Source organism: Shinella curvata, assembly GCF_022899935.1.
GTDB classification, from domain to species: Bacteria; Pseudomonadota; Alphaproteobacteria; order Rhizobiales; family Rhizobiaceae; genus Shinella; species Shinella curvata.
This window is the reverse complement of the sequence record NZ_JALJCJ010000006.1, coordinates 346256-362673: the sequence shown is the minus strand read 5'-3', so window position 1 is coordinate 362673 and position 16418 is coordinate 346256. Positions and strand designations below refer to the sequence as shown.

Sequence of the window (16418 nt, the reverse complement as noted above, 5' to 3'; positions counted from 1 at the left end):
GATGTTGATGGGACGCGGAAAAGTGCTGCGGCCGGACAGCCGACCGCAGCGCGAGGCCGTTATTCGCCGCCGGTCTTGATCTCGCCAGCCGCGATCTTTTCGCTGATCGCCTTCACTTCCGCGCGGATGTCTTCCGGCACGGAGACCGGGCCGTCGTCGCGGAAGGTAAACGAGATGACCTTCGGGTCCTTGAGGCCGAAGACGACGTTTTCGGCCGGCGGGCTGCCGTCCTTGATCGATTGCACGACCTGCACCACGCCCTGCGCATAATCGGCGACATAGAGGCCGAGAATATTGTTGGGCGCGACCGGCGTGAAATCGCTGAAGATCGAGAATGAGCGGACGTCCTTGCCGGATTCGGCAATCGCCTGATAGCCGCCGACGGTCGCGCCCGACGCGTTGGGCACGACGAAATCCGCGCCCTGCGAGATCATGCTCAGCGCCGCTTCCTTGGCCGCCGTCGTATCGGTGAAGTTGCCGATATAGGCCTCGCTGATCGGGAAATCCGGGTTGACGCTCTTGGCGCCATTCTTGAAACCGGTAAAGGCCTGCTGGATCGGCGGGATTTCCATGCCGCCGACGAGGCCGGCCTTCTTGCCCAGCTTCGCCGCGATCACCCCCATCAGGTAGAAGGGTTGGCTGGTATCGGTGTTGAGGCCGATGACGTTGCCTTCATGGATGCTGCTCGACGAAATCAGGAAGTAGGTGTCGGGATAGTCGAGCGCGACCTCCAGCGCCGCATCCTGGAACTCGAAGCCATGGCCGAGAATGACCTTGTAGCCCTGGCTCGCATAATCGCGAAACGCCTTTTCGAACGAGGCGGGGTTCTGCTGCAGCTCGACATAGCTGATCTTGGCGCCAAGCTGGCTTTCCACGCCCTTCAGCGCGTTGAAGCCGATACGGTTCCAGCCCTCTTCCGAGACGCTGCCGGGCACGAGAAGGCCCATCTTGAAGTCGTCGGCATATGCAGGGTCCTGCCAGGTCATCCCGACAAGGGCCAGTCCAACAGCGGATGCAAGCAGCGAACGACGTGAAATTTCAGTCTTCTTCATTTCATTCCTCCCATTAGATTGATACCCAATCCCCCTCGGAGCGCCGTTCCCTTATGCGTTCTCCCTAAGGTGGATATTTTCAGTGGTGCTCTGCGAGACGAGACGGCCCTTCGAGAAGACGAAGGCGCGGTCCGGTCCGCCGGCAACCAGCGTGTCCGTGTCGATGCAATCGGTGACGACGAAATCGGCGCGCGCGCCGGCCTTAAGACCGTGCTCCTTGCCTAGGCCCATCAGGCGGGCAGGGGCCGTCGTGATCATGCGATGGGCGGCGGCCAGCTCGTCGCCGCGCAGATGACCGGCCAGCAGCGTCCAGCGCGCGATTTCCAGCATGTCGCCGGAGCCGGTCGGCACGAACGGGTCCTGGATATTGTCGGAAGCGGTCGCGATGGTGACGCCGGCACGGTAGAGCTCGGCGACGCGCGTTAAACCGCGCGGCGGCAGCATCTCGGCATCGCGCCCTTGCAGGTAGAGGTTTGCTGCCGGCAATGTCACGACGCCGACATCGAGCGCCAGCAGGCGTTCGGCGATGCGTTGGAATTCCTGGCGGGGTAGGGCACTCAGCACCGAGACGTGGCTGAATACGGTGCGGCCCTGCATGCCGAAGCGTTCGATCCGTTCGAGGGCGGCATCCAGCAGGTGGACGTCGGCCTTGAGGTGCTCATCGAGATGCAGGTCGATCGGCTTGCCGGCCTTCACGGCGGCGGAGAACAGGATGTCGAGGTAGCGCGGCGGGTCTTCCGAAACGGCCGGCGTTCCGCCGACGGCATCGGCCAGCGCCACCGCGCCATCGATATTCTTGCCGAGCCAGTCGAAATCCTGGCCCGGATGGGGCGTCATGAAGGCGACGAGCTGGAGGGTGATGCGGTCCTTTTCGGCATCGCGGATACCGGCCAGCGTTTCGATGCCGTGGAAGCCGGCATCCTTGTCGACGTTGATATGGCTGCGGATGCCCGTCGTGCCGCGGGAGAGACATCGCTCGACGGTGCGCGTGGCGCGCTTGTGAATGTCGTCGGGGCCGGCGGTGCGGGCATATTTGGCGAAGGCGTCGCGTGCGCCCTGCAGCGTGCCGGACGGATTGGGCGTGAAGCGCAGCACGCCGGTCTTGTCGAGATGCTGATGGGCATCGAGGAAACCGGCGGTCACCAGCATGCCGGTGATATCGACGCAGGCGCCGCAGGCCGAGGGGTCGAGATAGGGCTCGACCGCAAGGATGCGCCCGTCCGCTCCCACAAGGATGTCGCTGGCCGACTGCGAGCCGTCGTCCAGAATGACGGTTCCACCCGTAAGCGCAAAGGACCGACCGGCGGCAAGATTTGCGAGCGACGCTGTTGCAGTGTCTCGTACCATTCGTTCCCACCTTCTTGTTGTGGTGAAAACAAAGCACGGGCGATTAGTTCAAACAAATTCATTATTTCAATTGTTTGATAAAATATCAGCACTAATCGCAGGTGCTAAGTTCTCTCGCATTCGCAAAATCGTTCGAAGAAAAACACAGAAAATCAACGCATTGCTGTCTCGAAGAGTAGCCGCTGGCACTCGATGCAATGGCGGCCATTCTTCAGAAATTCAATGCCGATATTGTGGTTCTTCCGCGTCCAATTGCCGGCGAATGGCTGCAAGATGGGCCCTGGCGGACTTCGGATCGCCTTCGCGCATCTGCCGGTAGGCGGCTTCCGCGATGGCGGGGTCGACCGGCGAGACCGTGCGGCCGGTCGACATGGCGAGCACCTGCACCTCGGCGGCGCGCTCGAGATAGTAGAGGTCGTCCCAAGCCTCCGCGATGGTGGGGGCGAGCACCAGCACGCCATGGTGTTTCAGGAAGACGATGTCGGCATCGCCGACCGTGCCGGCGATGCGCGCGCCCTCGGCATAGTCGAGCGCCAGGCCGTTGTAGTTCTCGTCGACGGCGGTGCGGCCGTAGAATTTGAGAGCGGTCTGTCCGGCCCAGATCATCGGCGGCCCGTCCGTCATGGAGAGCGCCGTTGCATAGGGCATGTGCGTGTGGAAGGCGACCTTGGCGCGCGGCAGGCGGCGGTGGATTTCGGCATGGATGTAGAAGGCGGTCGCCTCGGGCGCGCCGTCGCCGTCGATGACGCCGCCGTTGAAATCGCAGATCAGCAGCTTGGAGGCGGTGAGTTCCCGGAACGCGTAGCCGTAGGGATTGACGAGGAAGAGATCGTCATGGCCGGGCACGACGGCGGAGAAGTGATTGCAGATACCCTCCTCGAAGCCGTTGCGCGCCGCCATGCGGAAACAGGCGGCGAGTTCTTCTTTCGCCGTGCGGATGGCATCGGTGGAAAGGTCGGGGCGATTCGACCTTGTGGTCTCGCCGGAATTGGCGGCGCGGTCGTTCAGGGAATGAGCCATGGGTGCTCCTGGTCTGGCGTGGCTGGGAGCGGCGGCGGGCCGGAAGGCGCATCATGCGCCGGCCTCCGCGCGCAGCGTCGAGCCGCTACGCCCTGCCTGCCCGCGCCTGGCGCGGTCCAGCAGCGCCATCAGATAACGCCGGAATTTTTTCCGGGTCAATGGACCGACTTCAGCAGGAAATCGCGAAAGCGCCGCGCAGCCGGCGATAGCGAACGGCCGCGTTTCTGGATCAGGCTGACCTCGCGCTTGATGTGCGGTTCCTTCGGCGTGCGCACGACGAGGCCCATCGAGGTGGCAAGCCGCGTGACGGCCGAGGTCATGATCGCGACGCCGAGGCCGCCTTCGACCATGCCGATGATGGTTAGCGGCAGCGCCACCTCCTGCATCGACTTGTCGAGCGGCAGGATGATGCCGTTACGCGCCAGCTCGTTCTCCAGCCGGTCGCGGATCGGATTGCCGCGCTGTGGGCCGATCAGCTTGCAATCGACAAGGTCCGTCCAGCGCAGTTCGGAGCGTTTGACCAGCGGATCGTCGGGATGGAGCACGACGAGGAATTCGTCCGTGGTGAGCCGCGTGCCGACGAGCTCGGGATCATCCTCCGGCACCGTGCCGAGGCCGAGATCGACGGAACCGTTCGCCACCTGCTCCAGAACGCTCTTCTCCGCCACGTCATGCAGCGCGACCGCGATTTCCGGATAGAGCTTGGTGAAGCCGTGCACGAGCTGCGGCAGCATCAGCGCCGCCTGCACGGTGCCGGCCGCCATGGTGACCTTGCCGCGGCGCAGCGCCGTCAGCTCCTGTGAACTTTCCACCATGCCCTCGATATCGGCGACGGCGCGCGCCGCGATCGGCAGGATGTCCATGCCCGCCTGGGTGAGGCGCAGCAGCCGCGTATGCCGGTCGAACAGACGCAGATTGAGGTTCGTCTCCAGCTGGCGCACCAGCGTGCTGACCGCCGATTGCGAGGAGCCGAGCTTGTCGGCGGCAAGCGTGAATTGCCCGAGATTGGCCACGGTGACGAAGGCGCGAAGCTGTTTCAGCGTGATGTCCATGTCGTCCAATTCATTCAATAACCAGATGAATAAATCTAATTATGCCGATTGTTTGCTGATTTGGTCAACAGCATGATCGGCCTTGTACGGCGTGCGGTGACACAACATGAGGCCAAGATGCCCCCCACCGCGCCGGAACACTGTTCGCTGGGAGGAAAGCGAATGTCCAATCCCGATACGACGGATCCCGTCGAGAAGAAGTATCCCGTGCCGAGCCTTTTCGCGCTCGGTCTGCAACACGTTCTCGTCATGTATGCCGGCGCGGTCGCGGTGCCGCTGATCGTCGGCACGGCGCTTCACCTGCCCAAGGAGCAGATCGCGTTTCTCGTCAGCGCCGACCTGTTCGCCTGTGGCATCGTCACTATCATCCAGGCGCTTGGCATCTGGAAAATCGGCATTCGCCTGCCCATCATGATGGGCGTCTCCTTCACCGCCGTGCCCTCGATCATCGCGACCGGTACCAATCCGGACTTGGGCATGCCCGGTGTTATCGGCGCGGTCATCGGATCCGGTATCTTCGTCCTTCTCGTCGCACCGTTCTTCGGCCGATGGGTTCGCTTTTTCCCGCCCGTCGTCACCGGCACGGTCATGCTGATCATCGGCCTTTCGCTGATGCGCGTTGGCGTCAACTGGGCGGCCGGTGGCCAGCCGATGATCAAGGCCCCTGAGGGTATGATCCCGAACCCGGCCTATGGCGCACCCTTCGGACTTGCCGTCGCGGCCATTGTACTCCTGTCGATCCTGCTGCTCACCCGCGTTCTCAAGGGCTTTCTCTCCAATCTCGCGGTGCTGATGGGCATCGGCATCGGTTTTGCCATCGCCATTGCCGCCGGCAAGGTGGATTTCCATGGCGTGGCGGATGCCGACTGGCTGCGTGTCATCCACCCGCTCGCCTTCGGCTGGCCGGTCTTCGAATTCTGGTCCATCCTGTCGCTCTGTGCGGTCATGGTGGTCATGATGATCGAATCGACCGGGCAGTTCCTGGCGGTCGGCGACATGGCGGGCCGCAAGATCACCCAGCGTGATCTTACCCGCGGCCTGCGCACCGATGGTGTCGGCAATATCATCGGCGGCCTGCTCAACACCTTCACCTACACGACCTATGCGCAGAATGTCGGCCTGCTCCAGATCACCGGTGTGCTGAGCCGTTTCGTGGTCGCAGCCGGCGGCGGCATCCTGATTCTGCTCGGCGTGCTACCGAAGGTGGCCTTCATCAGCGCGTCGATCCCGAGCTATGTCGTCGGCGGTGCCGCCATCGTGATGTTCGGCATGGTTTCGGCGACCGGCGTGAAAATCCTGTCGAAGGTCGATTTCTCCACCAACCGCTGCAACCTCTACATCGTCGCGGTCAGCGTCGGCCTCGCCATGGTGCCTGTTGTCGCCGACAACATCTTCGATCAGCTGCCCGCCGCCGCCGGCAAGTTCCTGCACAGCGGCGTGCTGGTCGGCACCTTCGCGGCGGCACTCCTCAACATCCTCTTCAACGGCGTGCCCGCGAAAGAGCCTGAGGAGGCCGAGGACCGGCAGGGTGTGCCTGCCGCCGCCGACCTAGCCTGAACACAAAACCTATTAGTCCGGCGGCGATGCGCCGCCGGAGCCCAGAGCTTCCGGCCAAAGCGTCCGGAAGCCAGAATCCAAGAGGAACGCCATGAGGCGCTTTGACTATCACCGGGCGGACACGCTGGAACAGGCCTCCCGCCTTCTCACCGATCTCGGCGACGACACCTTCCTGTTCAATGGCGGCACGGACCTCCTGGTCGAGATCCGCGAGCGGCTGCGCCGCGTGCGCAACGTCGTCGATATCAAGGGCATCCCCGGCCTCTCCGATATCATCTATGACGAAACCCGCGGCCTGACTTTTGGTGCGCTGGTGACTGTCGGGCGGCTGGAGCGCCTTGCGCTGGTGCGCGAGCGTTATCCCAACCTCCGCGATGCACTTGCCTCGCTCGGCTCCATCCAGGTGCGCAACCGCGCGACCGTCGTCGGCAATGTCTGTCGCGCCTCGCCATCGGCCGATACGATCCCGCCGCTGATCGCGGACGGCGCCTTCATCCATATCTACAGCCGCACGAACATGCGGGTCGTGCCGCTCGCCGAATTCTTCACCGGTCCCGGCAAGACCGTGCTTGCCAAGGGCGAGATCGTCACCGGCATCACCGTGCCGCCGGCCGGCGACAATTCCGGCAAGGCCTATATCAAGCACGGCCGCCGCAAGGCGATGGAGCTTTCCACCGTCGGCGTCGCCGTCAGCCTCTCCATGGATGACGGCGTGTGCAGCGATATTCGCATCGCGCTCGGCGCCGTCGGTGCGACCGTCCTGCGGGCACCGGCAGCGGAAGCGATGCTGCGCGGCACGAGGCTCGACGCGGCGACCGTCAAGAGCGCCGCGGACAAGGCAATGGAGGAATGCACGCCGATCAGCAACGTGCGCGCCAGCGCCGATTACCGCCGCGACATGGTCGGCGTTCTGACCGGCCGCGCGATCAACCAGGCACTGGAGGCATCAGCATGAAACGGATCGTCGAACTCACCATCAACGGCGAACCGCGCGACATGACGGTCGAGACTTGCTGCTCGCTGCTCGACGCCCTGCGCGACGATGTCGGCCTCACCGGCACGAAGAAGGGCTGCGACGTCGGCGACTGCGGCGCCTGCACCGTCATCGTCGACGGCCAGCCGGTCAATGCCTGTCTGATGCTCGCCGTCGAGGCCGAGGGCCGCACGGTCGAGACGATCGAGGGGCTTCAGCCGGGCGTCGATGTGCTGCATCCGCTGCAGGATGCCTTCATGCGCCACGGCGCCTCGCAATGCGGCTTCTGCACGCCGGGCATCCTGATGATGGCCAAGAAGCTGCTCGACGACAATCCGCGCCCGACCGACGAGGACATCCGTTTCGGCCTGAGCGGCAATATCTGCCGCTGCACCGGTTACACCAAGATTTTCGATGCGATCAAATCCGCCGCGCTCGAGATGGAGGCTGCAAGATCATGAACATCAACACCCCTATCGAAGAGCGCGAATTCAAGATCGTCGGCAAGAGCGTCAAGCGCGACGACGTGCTGGAAAAGGTGACGGGCGAGGCCGAATATACCGGCGACGTCAAGCTGGCCGGCATGCTGCACGGCAAGATCAAGCGCGCCGCGATCGCCCATGCCCGCATCAAGAGCATCGATGTCAGCAAGGCGCTGGCCTATCCCGGCGTCAAGGCCGTGCTGACCCATGAAAACGTGCCGCGTGTGCTGCACTACGGCTCGCCGCATCCGCGCTCGGCCTCCTGTACCAAGGACCAGTACATCCTCGATGACAAGGTGCGCTTCTGGGGCGAGGGCGTCGCTGCCATCGCCGCCACTAGCGAAGAGATCGCCGATGAGGCGCTCGACCTGATCGAGGTCGAATACGAGGCCCTGCCGGCCGTTTTCGAACCCGAGGACGCCGCCCTTCCGGGCGCGCCGCTCATCCACGATGTCGGCCCCGGCGGCAATCTCGTGCTCGATCCGGTGCGCGTCAACCGCGGTGACGTCGAGGCCGGTTTCGCCCAGGCGGATTTCATCCTTGAGGGCACCTTCTCCGGCGGCCGTCCGCATCCGGCCTATATGGAGCCGAATGTTTGCATCGCCGACTGGGATGGCTCCAATAAGCTGACCTTCTGGACCTCGACGCAATCCTCCTTCATGGTGCGCGGCATCCTGGCCGAAGTGCTCGGCCTGCCGCTGACCAAGGTGCGCGTGCTGGTCGATCACATGGGCGGTGGCTTCGGCGCCAAGCAGGATTGTTTCCAGCACGAATTCCTCTGCGCACTGTTGGCGAAGGAAACGCGCCGGCCGGTGAAGATGGAGTTCACCCGCCACGAGACCTTCGTCGCAGGCCGCGCGCGCCATCCCTGCAGAATCTGGCTCAAGCAGGGTTTTAAGAACGACGGTACCCTCGTCGCGCGCGACATGAAGCTGGTCTACGATTCCGGCGCCTATGGTTCGCACGGCCCGGGCGTCACCATCGTCGGAACGACCGCCGCGACCTCGCTGTACCGCTGCGAGAACGTCCGGCTGGAAGGCCGCTGCCTCTATACCAATACGCCGATCAACGGGGCCTTCCGCGGCTATGGCGTGGTGCAGAGCTATTATCCGCTGGACATCCAGATGGACGAAGCCGCTGAACGGCTCGGCATGGATCCGGCGGAATTGAAGCTGAAGAACGTGGTGCGGGCCGGCGACATCGCGCCCTCAGGCCACCCGATCGTCGGCCACGGCCTGGAAATTTGCCTCCAGCACGGCATTGACGTGCTCGACTGGAAATCGATCCGCAACCGCGACCGCACGCCGGACCCGAAGCGCCCGCATATCCGCAAGGGCTGGGGTACCGGCTGCGAAATGCACGGCTCCTCCGCCTATCCGGGCATCAAGGAGCAGGGCAACGCCACGGTGAAGGTCAACGAGGACGGCACCGTGACGCTGCTCACGGGCGCTGCTGGCCTCGGCACCGGCGCACATACCGCGCTAGCACAGATCGTCGCCGAGGAACTCGGCGTGCGCTTCGAGGATGTCGGCGTCATTCATGGCGATACGGACGTCGTGCCGTGGGATATCGGCGCTTTCGCCAGCCACACGACCTATCTTGTCGGCACCGCCGCCAAGATGGCCGCGACCAAGGTTCGTGCGTCCGTTCTCGAACGCGCCGCGATGAAACTTCAGGTCAAGGCCGAGGAACTCGACCTCACCGACGGCCAGGTCTTCGTCACGGCCGAGCCGGGTCGCTTCATGTCGGTCGCGGAAGCCATGGGGCCGTCCCGCGGTATTCCCGCCGCCAACATCGTGGCGAACGGCACCTACGAGCCGACGAAGTCCTATTCCTTCGCCGCCCACTTCACCGAAGTGGATGTCGATATGGAAACGGGCATCGTCGAGGTCAAGCGCGTCGTGCCGGTGCACGATATCGGCCGGGTCATCCACCCGATCGCCGCGCAGGGCCAGATCGAGGGCGGCATCCAGCAGGGCATCGGCCATACGCTGACCGAGGACTATATCATCGACAAGAAGACCGGCCGTTCGCTCAATGCCGGCCTCGTCGACTACAAGATGCCGCTCTCCATGGACATGCCCGACATCGAGACGATCATCCTGGAAGCCGCACCCGATCCGGGCGGTCCCTGGGGCGCCAAGGGCGTCGGCGAAGACCCGATCATCGCTATCGGCCCGTCGATCGCCAATGCCATCTACGACGCCATCGGCGTCCGCTTCCACCACTATCCGATCACTCCGGAAGACATTCTGAAAGCCTTGAGGGAGAAGGGCGCATGAACATGCATATTGAACCAGCCACGAAAAAACTCCCGATCACGATCCTCACCGGCTTCCTCGGATCGGGAAAAACGACGCTGCTCAACTATATCCTCACCGAGCGTCACGGCCACCGCATCGCCGTCATCGAAAACGAGTTCGGCGAAGTGGACGTCGACAGCGATCTGGTGCTCGCCTCCGACGAGGAAATTTTCCAGATGCAGAACGGCTGCATCTGCTGCTTCGTCGACGTGCGCAACGACCTCATCGACGTGATGAAGAAGCTGCTTAGCCACAGGGACAAGTTCGACCACATCATCGTCGAGACCTCGGGCCTCGCCGATCCGACCCCCGTCGCCACCGCCTTCTTCGTCGACCGCAGCGTCGCCGACGAGGTGGAACTCGACGCTATCGTGACGCTGGTCGATGCCATGCATATCGACCAGCACCTCTATGATCCCGTGCTTGATGGCAGCGACAACCAGGCGGTCAACCAGATCGTTGCGGCCGACCGCATTCTCGTCAACAAGGTCGACCTTGCCTCCGAGGAAGGCCTCGGTGAGCTGGAGGGCTCGCTGCGCAAGCTCAACCAGACGGCGCCGATCCTGCGCTCGACTTATGGGCAGGTGGATCTGTCCAACATCCTCGGCGTCAAAGGTTTTCGCCCGTCCTACGTGCGCGAGCGCGCGGAAATCCTCGACATCGACATGGATGACGATCGCGATGCGCACGGCCATCACAGCCACGAATGCCATGATGCGGCGTGCGGCCACCCGGACCACGATCATGGGCATCACATCGAATGCCACGATGCGGCCTGCGACAACCCGGACCATCACCATGATCATGGCGACAAGCATGATCATGCACCGGTAACGGCCCTGCGCCCGCACCGCCACGATGCGACGGTGAAGTCCCATTCCTTCGTCTATCCGCAGTCCTTCGACGGCGAGAAGCTGGCGGGCTTCCTGAAGGACTACCTCGGCGAACACGGCGACGACATCTTCCGCACCAAGGGCATCGTCTCGGTGGCGAACGACGACCGGTTCTTCGTGCTCCAGGCGGTGCACAAGCTGGTCGATTTCCGCCCGGATCACGCCTGGGGCGAGGATACGCCGAAGTCGAAATTCGTCTTCATCGGCCGCAACCTCGACCGTGACGGCATCGACAGAAACTTGCGCGCATGCCTGGCCGCCTAGCGGCGCTTCTCCTGCCGCCTGGAGCCTAGCTCAAGACCTTCTGTCTGAACCGCCCGCGCACCCTCCAGCGCGCGGGCGGTCGTTGGCATTTTTCTAAAAATATCTATTAAAAATAATGGCTTAGATTGATATTTTTATTGACATAAAGCCGCCGTCATGGTCTTTTTGGCGTCGAGTATAAGCACCGACAATTGCTCACCGTCTGTTGGAAGATGAGGCTGCGATGTCGATGCTGACTACGAAAGGAACACCCGCCGTTTGTGCCCCGTTTCGGGCCCCGGCCGTTCTTCTCCGTCATCGGCGTTTCCTGAGTTCGCGGATCCACGCCCGGCACCAGCCGGCATGGCGTTCATCGCGCGGCCCCGCATCGACCGGACCCTCTACGACAGGAGAACAGGAATGATAATCGACCTAAGCTGCTACCCCACCGATCTGGTGGACCTGGCTTGGCGCCACGATGGACCGCCCTTCACCGGCGACAAGCTTTTGAAGATGATGGACGGCCCGTACTACGTGAACGGCAAGCCGCGCCGTGTGGACAAGGCCTTCATCCAGCCGCCGCAGGGCAACACCATTTACACCCATGAGATCATGGACCTGGAAGGCAAGGCCGCCATCCGCCAGTACATGGGCTACACGGAAAAGATGGTGACCGAGCATCCCGACCGTTTCCTCGGCTGCTTCGTCTATAATCCGCGTTACGGCGTGCAGAACGGCGTCGACGAAATCGAACGCTACGCCAAGGAATTCGATTTCAAGATGGTCCAGCTGCAGGCGAACATGCACGCCTACCGCCCGGACCGCGCGCTCGACTGGCTGCGTCCGGCCATGAAGAAGTGCGCCGAGCTCGGCCTGATGGTGAAGGTGCATACCGGCGACGGTCCGTACTCGATCCCGACCGAATTCTACCCGATCATCCGCGAGTTCCCGGAAGTCAACTTCATCCTCGCCCACTTCGGCGTCCAGACGGGCGGCGTCTATGTGTTCGAGCCGATGCAGATGGCGTTGGACACGCCGAGCGTCTACGTCGAATCCGGCTGGTGCCTCCAGTCGCGCATCGTCGAATTCGCCAAGGTCCTGCCCAAGCACAAGATCCTCTTCGGCTCCGATACGCCGCCGAACGAGCCGGGCATGTGGATCAACCTTCTGGAAGTGCTCTGCCACGAGCCGCCGCAGGGCCTGAACCTCTCCGAGGACGATCTGGAAGATTACCTCGGCAACAATGTCGCCCGCATGATCGGCCTCGAGCCGACAAAGGCCCCGGCAAGCGTCGAAGAGGCCGAGGCGTATCTGCGCCAGCACGGCATCTCGCTCGCCGCGTAAACGAACGGAGTGAACAATGATCATCGATACCCATCTTCACCCGACCAACCTCGTCGACGAGGCGTGGCGCCATACGGGTACGCCCTTCACCGGTGAGCGCATGCTCAAGCTGATGGACGGTCCCTACATGATCAACGGCAAGCCGCGCCGTATCGACATGGGCTTCATCCAGCCGCCGCCGGGCAACACCGGCTACCGTGACGGCAACCGCAAGGGCCGCGAAGGCATTCGCGACTACATGGCCTATATCGCCGAGCTGTGCGAAAAGTATCCGGACCGCTTCATCGGCAACTTCAACTACAACCCGCGCTGGGGGCCTGAAAACGGCGCTGCTGAGCTGGAATTCCACGTCAAGGAATACGGCTTCAAGATGCTGAAGCTGCATGCCAACATGCACGGCTACCGTCCCGACCGCGCGCTGGAATGGCTGCGTCCGGCGATGAAGAAGTGCGCCGAACTCGGCGTCGTCGTCCTCATCCACACCGGCGACGGCCCCTACACGATCCCGACGATGTTCTACCCGATCATCCGCGAGTTCCCGATGGTCAACTTCATCATCGGTCACTTCGGCATCCAGACGGGCGGCAACTACTCGTTCGAATCCTTCTGGATGGCGATGGATACGCCGAACGTCTACTGCGAATCCGGCTGGTGCTTCCAGTCTCGCATCGTGGAGTTCGCCCAGCAGCTGCCGAAGAACAAGATCGTCTTCGGTACGGACAGCCCGCCGAACGATCCGGGCATGTGGCTGCGCGAGCTGGAAGTGCTCTGCAAGGATCCGCCGCACGGCATCAACCTCTCCGAGGACGATCTGGAAGGCTATCTCGGCAACAACATCGCCAAGCTCGTCGGCATCGACCCGTCGCCGCCGCCGCGCAACCTGCAGGACGCTCAGGCCCGCCTGACGGACAGCTATGCCGGCGTCGACCGCGCCACCGGCAAGCACCTGCTGCAGCCGGCCTGACGAATGACGCCCGCCGTCGAAAGGCGGCGGGCTTTGCCTATCGGGCGGCCCAACGCGCCGCCAACCCCGAACACCGAGGCCGAGAGATGAGCCAGTACCACAAGCAAGACGTCCGCCGTTTCCTGGCCGATTACCAGGCGGAGCATCCCGAGGACGTCATCACCATCGACCGGCCGGTCTCGGACGATCAGGACGCCACGGCGCTGATCTGGAACCTCGCGGACAAGGGCCAGCACCAGATGTTGCACCTGAAGAATGTCAGCGGCATCGGTGCCGAAGTCGTCTGCAATATCTTCGCCTCGCGCGATCGTATCGCCCACCTGCTCGGCTCGACCGCCGACAAGCTGCACGAGGCCTATCAGACCCGCTCGAACAAACCCTTCACGCCGGAACTGCTGGAAAGCGGCCCGATCACCGAAGTCATCATCTCCGGCGACGATGTGGATCTCAACACGCTGCCGATGCTGAAGCACTTCGACACCGACCGCGCGAAATACATCACGTCGGGCATCATCATCGGCGAGCACCCGGAAACCGGCGCGGGCAATCTCAGCTATCACCGCGCGATGATTCATTCGAAGAATTCGCTGGCAACGTCGCTCCATTCGCGCGGCCATCTCTGGCGCCTGATGAACATGGCGAAGGAGAAGGGCAAGCCAATGCCGGTCGCCATGGTGATCGGTGGCCATCCGCTGTTCATGATCGCCGCCTCCGCCCGTCTGGCCTTCGGCGAGGACGAGCGCGATGTCGCTGGCGGCCTGATGGGCGAACCCTTGCAGGTCGTGCGCACGCCGAAATACGGCATCCGCGTTCCTGCTCATGCCGAGATCGTGCTGGAAGGCGTGATCGATCCCGAGGCTCATGTCGAGGAGGGGCCGTTCGGCGAGTTCACCGGCTATTCCTCCGACCGCTCGACCAACAACCTCTTCAATGTCGAAACCATCATGCGCAGGCGCGATGCCATGCTCGTCTCCGTCGCGGGCGGCAATTCGGCCGAGCACCTCAACCTCGGCCGCGTGCCGCGCGAGGCCGAGGTGGTGGAGAAGCTGAAGGCCCGCTTCCCCTCGATCACCGCCGTGCACTACCCGTCGTCGGGCACGCATTTCCATGCCTATATCGCGATGAACCAGACCCGCGAGGGCGAGGCGCGGCAGGTCATGCTCGGCCTTCTCGGCTGGGACCAGTATCTGAAGAATGTCGTGGTGGTGGATGCCGACGTCGATATCACCAAGGATTCGGAAGTGCTCTGGGCGCTCGCCACCCACTTCCAGCCGCACAAGGATGTTGTCATCATCGAGGGCCTGCCGGGCAATGCGCTCGATCCTTCGGCGAGCGGCATCGGCACGACCTCGCGCATGGGGTTAGACGCCACGCGCGGGCCGAACTTCCATGGTGTGCGCGCGCGTATCAGCGATGAAGCGTCCGCCCGTGCCGCAGCCCTTCTCAAATCAGCGGGATAAAGGTCATGACGCGGCCAAGACGCATGATCGTCGGCATTTCGGGGGCGTCCGGGGTCATCTACGGCAAGCGCATCCTCGAAGTGCTGCGCGACCTCGAAATCGAGACGCACCTGATCATGTCGCGCGCCGCCTGCATCACGCTCGCGGCCGAGGCGGATTTCACCAAACAGGACCTGGAAGCGCTGGCGACGACCACCTATTCCAACAAGGATATCGGCGCGGTCTGTTCCTCCGGTTCCTACAAGACGCTCGGCATGATCGTCGCGCCCTGTTCGGTGAAGACCATGGCCGAAATCGCAACGGGCACGACGGACAACCTGCTCTCACGCGCCGCCGACGTGGTGTTGAAGGAGCGCCGCCGCCTCGTGCTCATGCTGCGCGAAACGCCGCTGCATCTCGGCCATATCAGGAATATGGCGCAGGTTACGGAAATGGGCGGCATCATCTATCCGCCCGTGCCGGCTTTCTACGCCAAGCCGAAAAGCCTTGAGGAAATGGTCGACCATACCGTCGGCCGCGTGCTCGACCTGTTCGACCTCGACCCCGGCATTGTGCGCCGCTGGGAAGGAACGCAAGGAGGGGAATGACATGGTCGTCCGGATCGCTCCTGACCTGGAAATGCTGCCGCCGGAACCTCGCGCGGCCTTCCTGTCTGACGACGCGATCGACATTCTCTCCTTTGCCGCGCAATCGTTTGAAGAGGGTGTCCGCACCGCGCTCATTACCCTCGTCGAGATCCGCGGCGGTGCCGCCCGCGCCCTCGGCGCACAGATGGCGGTGCGAGAGGACGGTCTTTACTGCGGCTTCGTATCCGGCGGATGCACCGAGGCCACGGTCGCCGCCGACGCGATGATCGCTCTCGACAGGGGCTTGGATCGCAACCTACGCCTTGGCGAAGGCTCGCCCTTCTTCGATATCGTCCTGCCCTGCGGAGGCGGGATCACCCTTGCCATTCATGTCCTGCGTGACGCCTCGTCGCTGCGCAGCGCCCTGGCCGGGCTTCGACAAAGGTTAGCCGTGCGCTTGCTATACCATCCCGGCATGCAGGCTCTTTCTTTCGAAGCCGGCGAGGGGGCCAGCGGCTGGCAGGGGGACGCATTCGTTCGCAGCTACCGTCCGAAGCCGCGTCTTCTGCTTGCCGGTACTCCCATGGAGGCCGGCGCCGTGGCGCGGGTCGCGGCCGCCTCCGGCTATGCTGTCTCGACCATCGAACATGGCCGGGCGCTGTCGCCGGTCGAACTCGATGCCGATACCGCCGTCGCGCTCCTCTTTCATGACCTCGACCGCGAATTGCCGCTGCTGGAGGCCGCGCTCGCCTCTCCTGTCTTCTATATCGGCGCCCTTGGCAGCCGCCGAACCCATGCGAAACGCTGCGAAGCGCTTCGGCAACGCGGTCATGGCGAGACGGCTCTTGCCCGCGTCAGGGCGCCGATCGGCATCTTTGACAAGGCAAGGGATTCGCGTGCGCTCGCCCTCTCGGTCGTCGCTGACGTCGCGTGGGCGCACGGGTCGCCATCGCCTTCTTCCGAACGGTGATGCCGGCATGCATCGGTGAACGGGACGCGGTCGCCACGACCCCGACCTGACCGGCAGGCTGTCTGCTTTCCTTCCCTTGTTCCTGAGCGGCCCCCTCCACGATCTCCCTCGAGACCTGTAATGCTGCCGCGGTATCCTGCACCTCTCCTCGCGCTCCACGGCTTTTTGCGCGCCTGCGGACGAGTGGGCCGC

General features: G+C 63.4%; 14 protein-coding genes. 10 read left to right on the top strand and 4 right to left on the bottom strand.

Annotated features, from left to right (window positions below; translation table 11 throughout):
* Positions 1 to 59: 59 nt before the first annotated feature.
* From MUU55_RS22505 to MUU55_RS22490, 4 genes are all read right to left on the bottom strand, one after another.
* Positions 60 to 1052 (bottom strand): BMP family protein, encoded by a 993-nt coding sequence (locus tag MUU55_RS22505; RefSeq protein WP_244763011.1) that lies wholly within the window; start codon positions 1050 to 1052, stop codon positions 60 to 62.
* A 51-nt stretch (positions 1053 to 1103) separates the two neighbouring features.
* Complete coding sequence (locus MUU55_RS22500) at positions 1104 to 2399, bottom strand: amidohydrolase family protein (protein ID WP_244763010.1); 1296 nt, start codon at positions 2397 to 2399, stop codon at positions 1104 to 1106.
* Between the two features lie 219 nt (positions 2400 to 2618).
* The gene (locus MUU55_RS22495) at positions 2619 to 3419 is read right to left on the bottom strand and encodes an aldolase (RefSeq protein ID WP_244763009.1); all 801 of its coding nucleotides are present in this window, start codon (positions 3417 to 3419) and stop codon (positions 2619 to 2621) included.
* Between the two features lie 155 nt (positions 3420 to 3574).
* Positions 3575 to 4471 carry a LysR family transcriptional regulator gene (locus tag MUU55_RS22490; protein ID WP_244763008.1) on the bottom strand — a complete coding sequence of 299 codons (897 nt, stop codon included), beginning with the start codon at positions 4469 to 4471 and terminating at the stop codon, positions 3575 to 3577.
* A gap of 162 nt (positions 4472 to 4633) precedes the next feature.
* On the opposite strand from MUU55_RS22490, the gene MUU55_RS22485 reads away from it, so the two are divergent.
* From MUU55_RS22485 to MUU55_RS22440, 10 genes are all read left to right on the top strand, one after another.
* Complete coding sequence (locus MUU55_RS22485; RefSeq protein ID WP_244763007.1) at positions 4634 to 6028, top strand: nucleobase:cation symporter-2 family protein; 1395 nt, start codon at positions 4634 to 4636, stop codon at positions 6026 to 6028.
* 91 nt (positions 6029 to 6119) lie between these two features.
* Positions 6120 to 6983 (top strand): FAD binding domain-containing protein, encoded by an 864-nt coding sequence (locus MUU55_RS22480; protein ID WP_244763006.1) that lies wholly within the window; start codon positions 6120 to 6122, stop codon positions 6981 to 6983.
* Positions 6980 to 7462 carry a (2Fe-2S)-binding protein gene (locus MUU55_RS22475; protein WP_244763005.1) on the top strand — a complete coding sequence of 161 codons (483 nt, stop codon included), beginning with the start codon at positions 6980 to 6982 and terminating at the stop codon, positions 7460 to 7462. Before MUU55_RS22480 ends, MUU55_RS22475 begins: the two co-directional genes overlap by 4 nt.
* Positions 7459 to 9765: a xanthine dehydrogenase family protein molybdopterin-binding subunit gene (locus tag MUU55_RS22470; protein WP_244763004.1), complete on the top strand. Its 2307-nt coding sequence runs from the start codon at positions 7459 to 7461 to the stop codon at positions 9763 to 9765. Before MUU55_RS22475 ends, MUU55_RS22470 begins: the two co-directional genes overlap by 4 nt.
* Complete coding sequence (locus MUU55_RS22465) at positions 9762 to 10943, top strand: CobW family GTP-binding protein (RefSeq protein ID WP_244763003.1); 1182 nt, start codon at positions 9762 to 9764, stop codon at positions 10941 to 10943. The genes MUU55_RS22470 and MUU55_RS22465 overlap by 4 nt, the downstream gene beginning before the upstream one ends.
* Positions 10944 to 11342: 399 nt before the next feature.
* Entirely contained in the window at positions 11343 to 12266 is a 924-nt protein-coding gene (locus MUU55_RS22460) for an amidohydrolase family protein (RefSeq protein ID WP_244763002.1), read from the top strand.
* Positions 12267 to 12282: 16 nt separating this feature from the next.
* Positions 12283 to 13230 (top strand): amidohydrolase family protein, encoded by a 948-nt coding sequence (locus MUU55_RS22455; protein ID WP_244763001.1) that lies wholly within the window; start codon positions 12283 to 12285, stop codon positions 13228 to 13230.
* 86 nt (positions 13231 to 13316) lie between these two features.
* Positions 13317 to 14690 (top strand): UbiD family decarboxylase, encoded by a 1374-nt coding sequence (locus MUU55_RS22450; RefSeq protein WP_244763000.1) that lies wholly within the window; start codon positions 13317 to 13319, stop codon positions 14688 to 14690.
* 5 nt (positions 14691 to 14695) lie between these two features.
* A complete protein-coding gene (locus MUU55_RS22445) occupies positions 14696 to 15277 on the top strand; it encodes a UbiX family flavin prenyltransferase (protein ID WP_244762999.1) in 582 nt (193 codons plus the stop codon).
* A 1-nt stretch (position 15278) separates the two neighbouring features.
* Positions 15279 to 16226, top strand: a complete 948-nt coding sequence (locus MUU55_RS22440; protein WP_244762998.1) for an XdhC family protein — start codon at positions 15279 to 15281, stop codon at positions 16224 to 16226.
* The last annotated feature ends 192 nt before the right edge of the window (positions 16227 to 16418 follow it).

What these genes read in the sequence shown, in the direction of transcription:
- MUU55_RS22500 (WP_244763010.1), bottom strand. Translation starts at nt 2,399, where the DNA reads ATGGTACGAGACACTGCAACAGCGTCGCTCGCAAATCTTGCCGCCGGT.
- MUU55_RS22480 (WP_244763006.1), top strand. Translation starts at nt 6,120, where the DNA reads ATGAGGCGCTTTGACTATCACCGGGCGGACACGCTGGAACAGGCCTCC.
- MUU55_RS22505 (WP_244763011.1), bottom strand. Translation starts at nt 1,052, where the DNA reads ATGAAGAAGACTGAAATTTCACGTCGTTCGCTGCTTGCATCCGCTGTT.
- MUU55_RS22460 (WP_244763002.1), top strand. Translation starts at nt 11,343, where the DNA reads ATGATAATCGACCTAAGCTGCTACCCCACCGATCTGGTGGACCTGGCT.
- MUU55_RS22495 (WP_244763009.1), bottom strand. Translation starts at nt 3,419, where the DNA reads ATGGCTCATTCCCTGAACGACCGCGCCGCCAATTCCGGCGAGACCACA.
- MUU55_RS22465 (WP_244763003.1), top strand. Translation starts at nt 9,762, where the DNA reads ATGAACATGCATATTGAACCAGCCACGAAAAAACTCCCGATCACGATC.
- MUU55_RS22445 (WP_244762999.1), top strand. Translation starts at nt 14,696, where the DNA reads ATGACGCGGCCAAGACGCATGATCGTCGGCATTTCGGGGGCGTCCGGG.
- MUU55_RS22470 (WP_244763004.1), top strand. Translation starts at nt 7,459, where the DNA reads ATGAACATCAACACCCCTATCGAAGAGCGCGAATTCAAGATCGTCGGC.
- MUU55_RS22440 (WP_244762998.1), top strand. Translation starts at nt 15,279, where the DNA reads ATGGTCGTCCGGATCGCTCCTGACCTGGAAATGCTGCCGCCGGAACCT.
- MUU55_RS22485 (WP_244763007.1), top strand. Translation starts at nt 4,634, where the DNA reads ATGTCCAATCCCGATACGACGGATCCCGTCGAGAAGAAGTATCCCGTG.
- MUU55_RS22475 (WP_244763005.1), top strand. Translation starts at nt 6,980, where the DNA reads ATGAAACGGATCGTCGAACTCACCATCAACGGCGAACCGCGCGACATG.
- MUU55_RS22450 (WP_244763000.1), top strand. Translation starts at nt 13,317, where the DNA reads ATGAGCCAGTACCACAAGCAAGACGTCCGCCGTTTCCTGGCCGATTAC.
- MUU55_RS22490 (WP_244763008.1), bottom strand. Translation starts at nt 4,471, where the DNA reads ATGGACATCACGCTGAAACAGCTTCGCGCCTTCGTCACCGTGGCCAAT.
- MUU55_RS22455 (WP_244763001.1), top strand. Translation starts at nt 12,283, where the DNA reads ATGATCATCGATACCCATCTTCACCCGACCAACCTCGTCGACGAGGCG.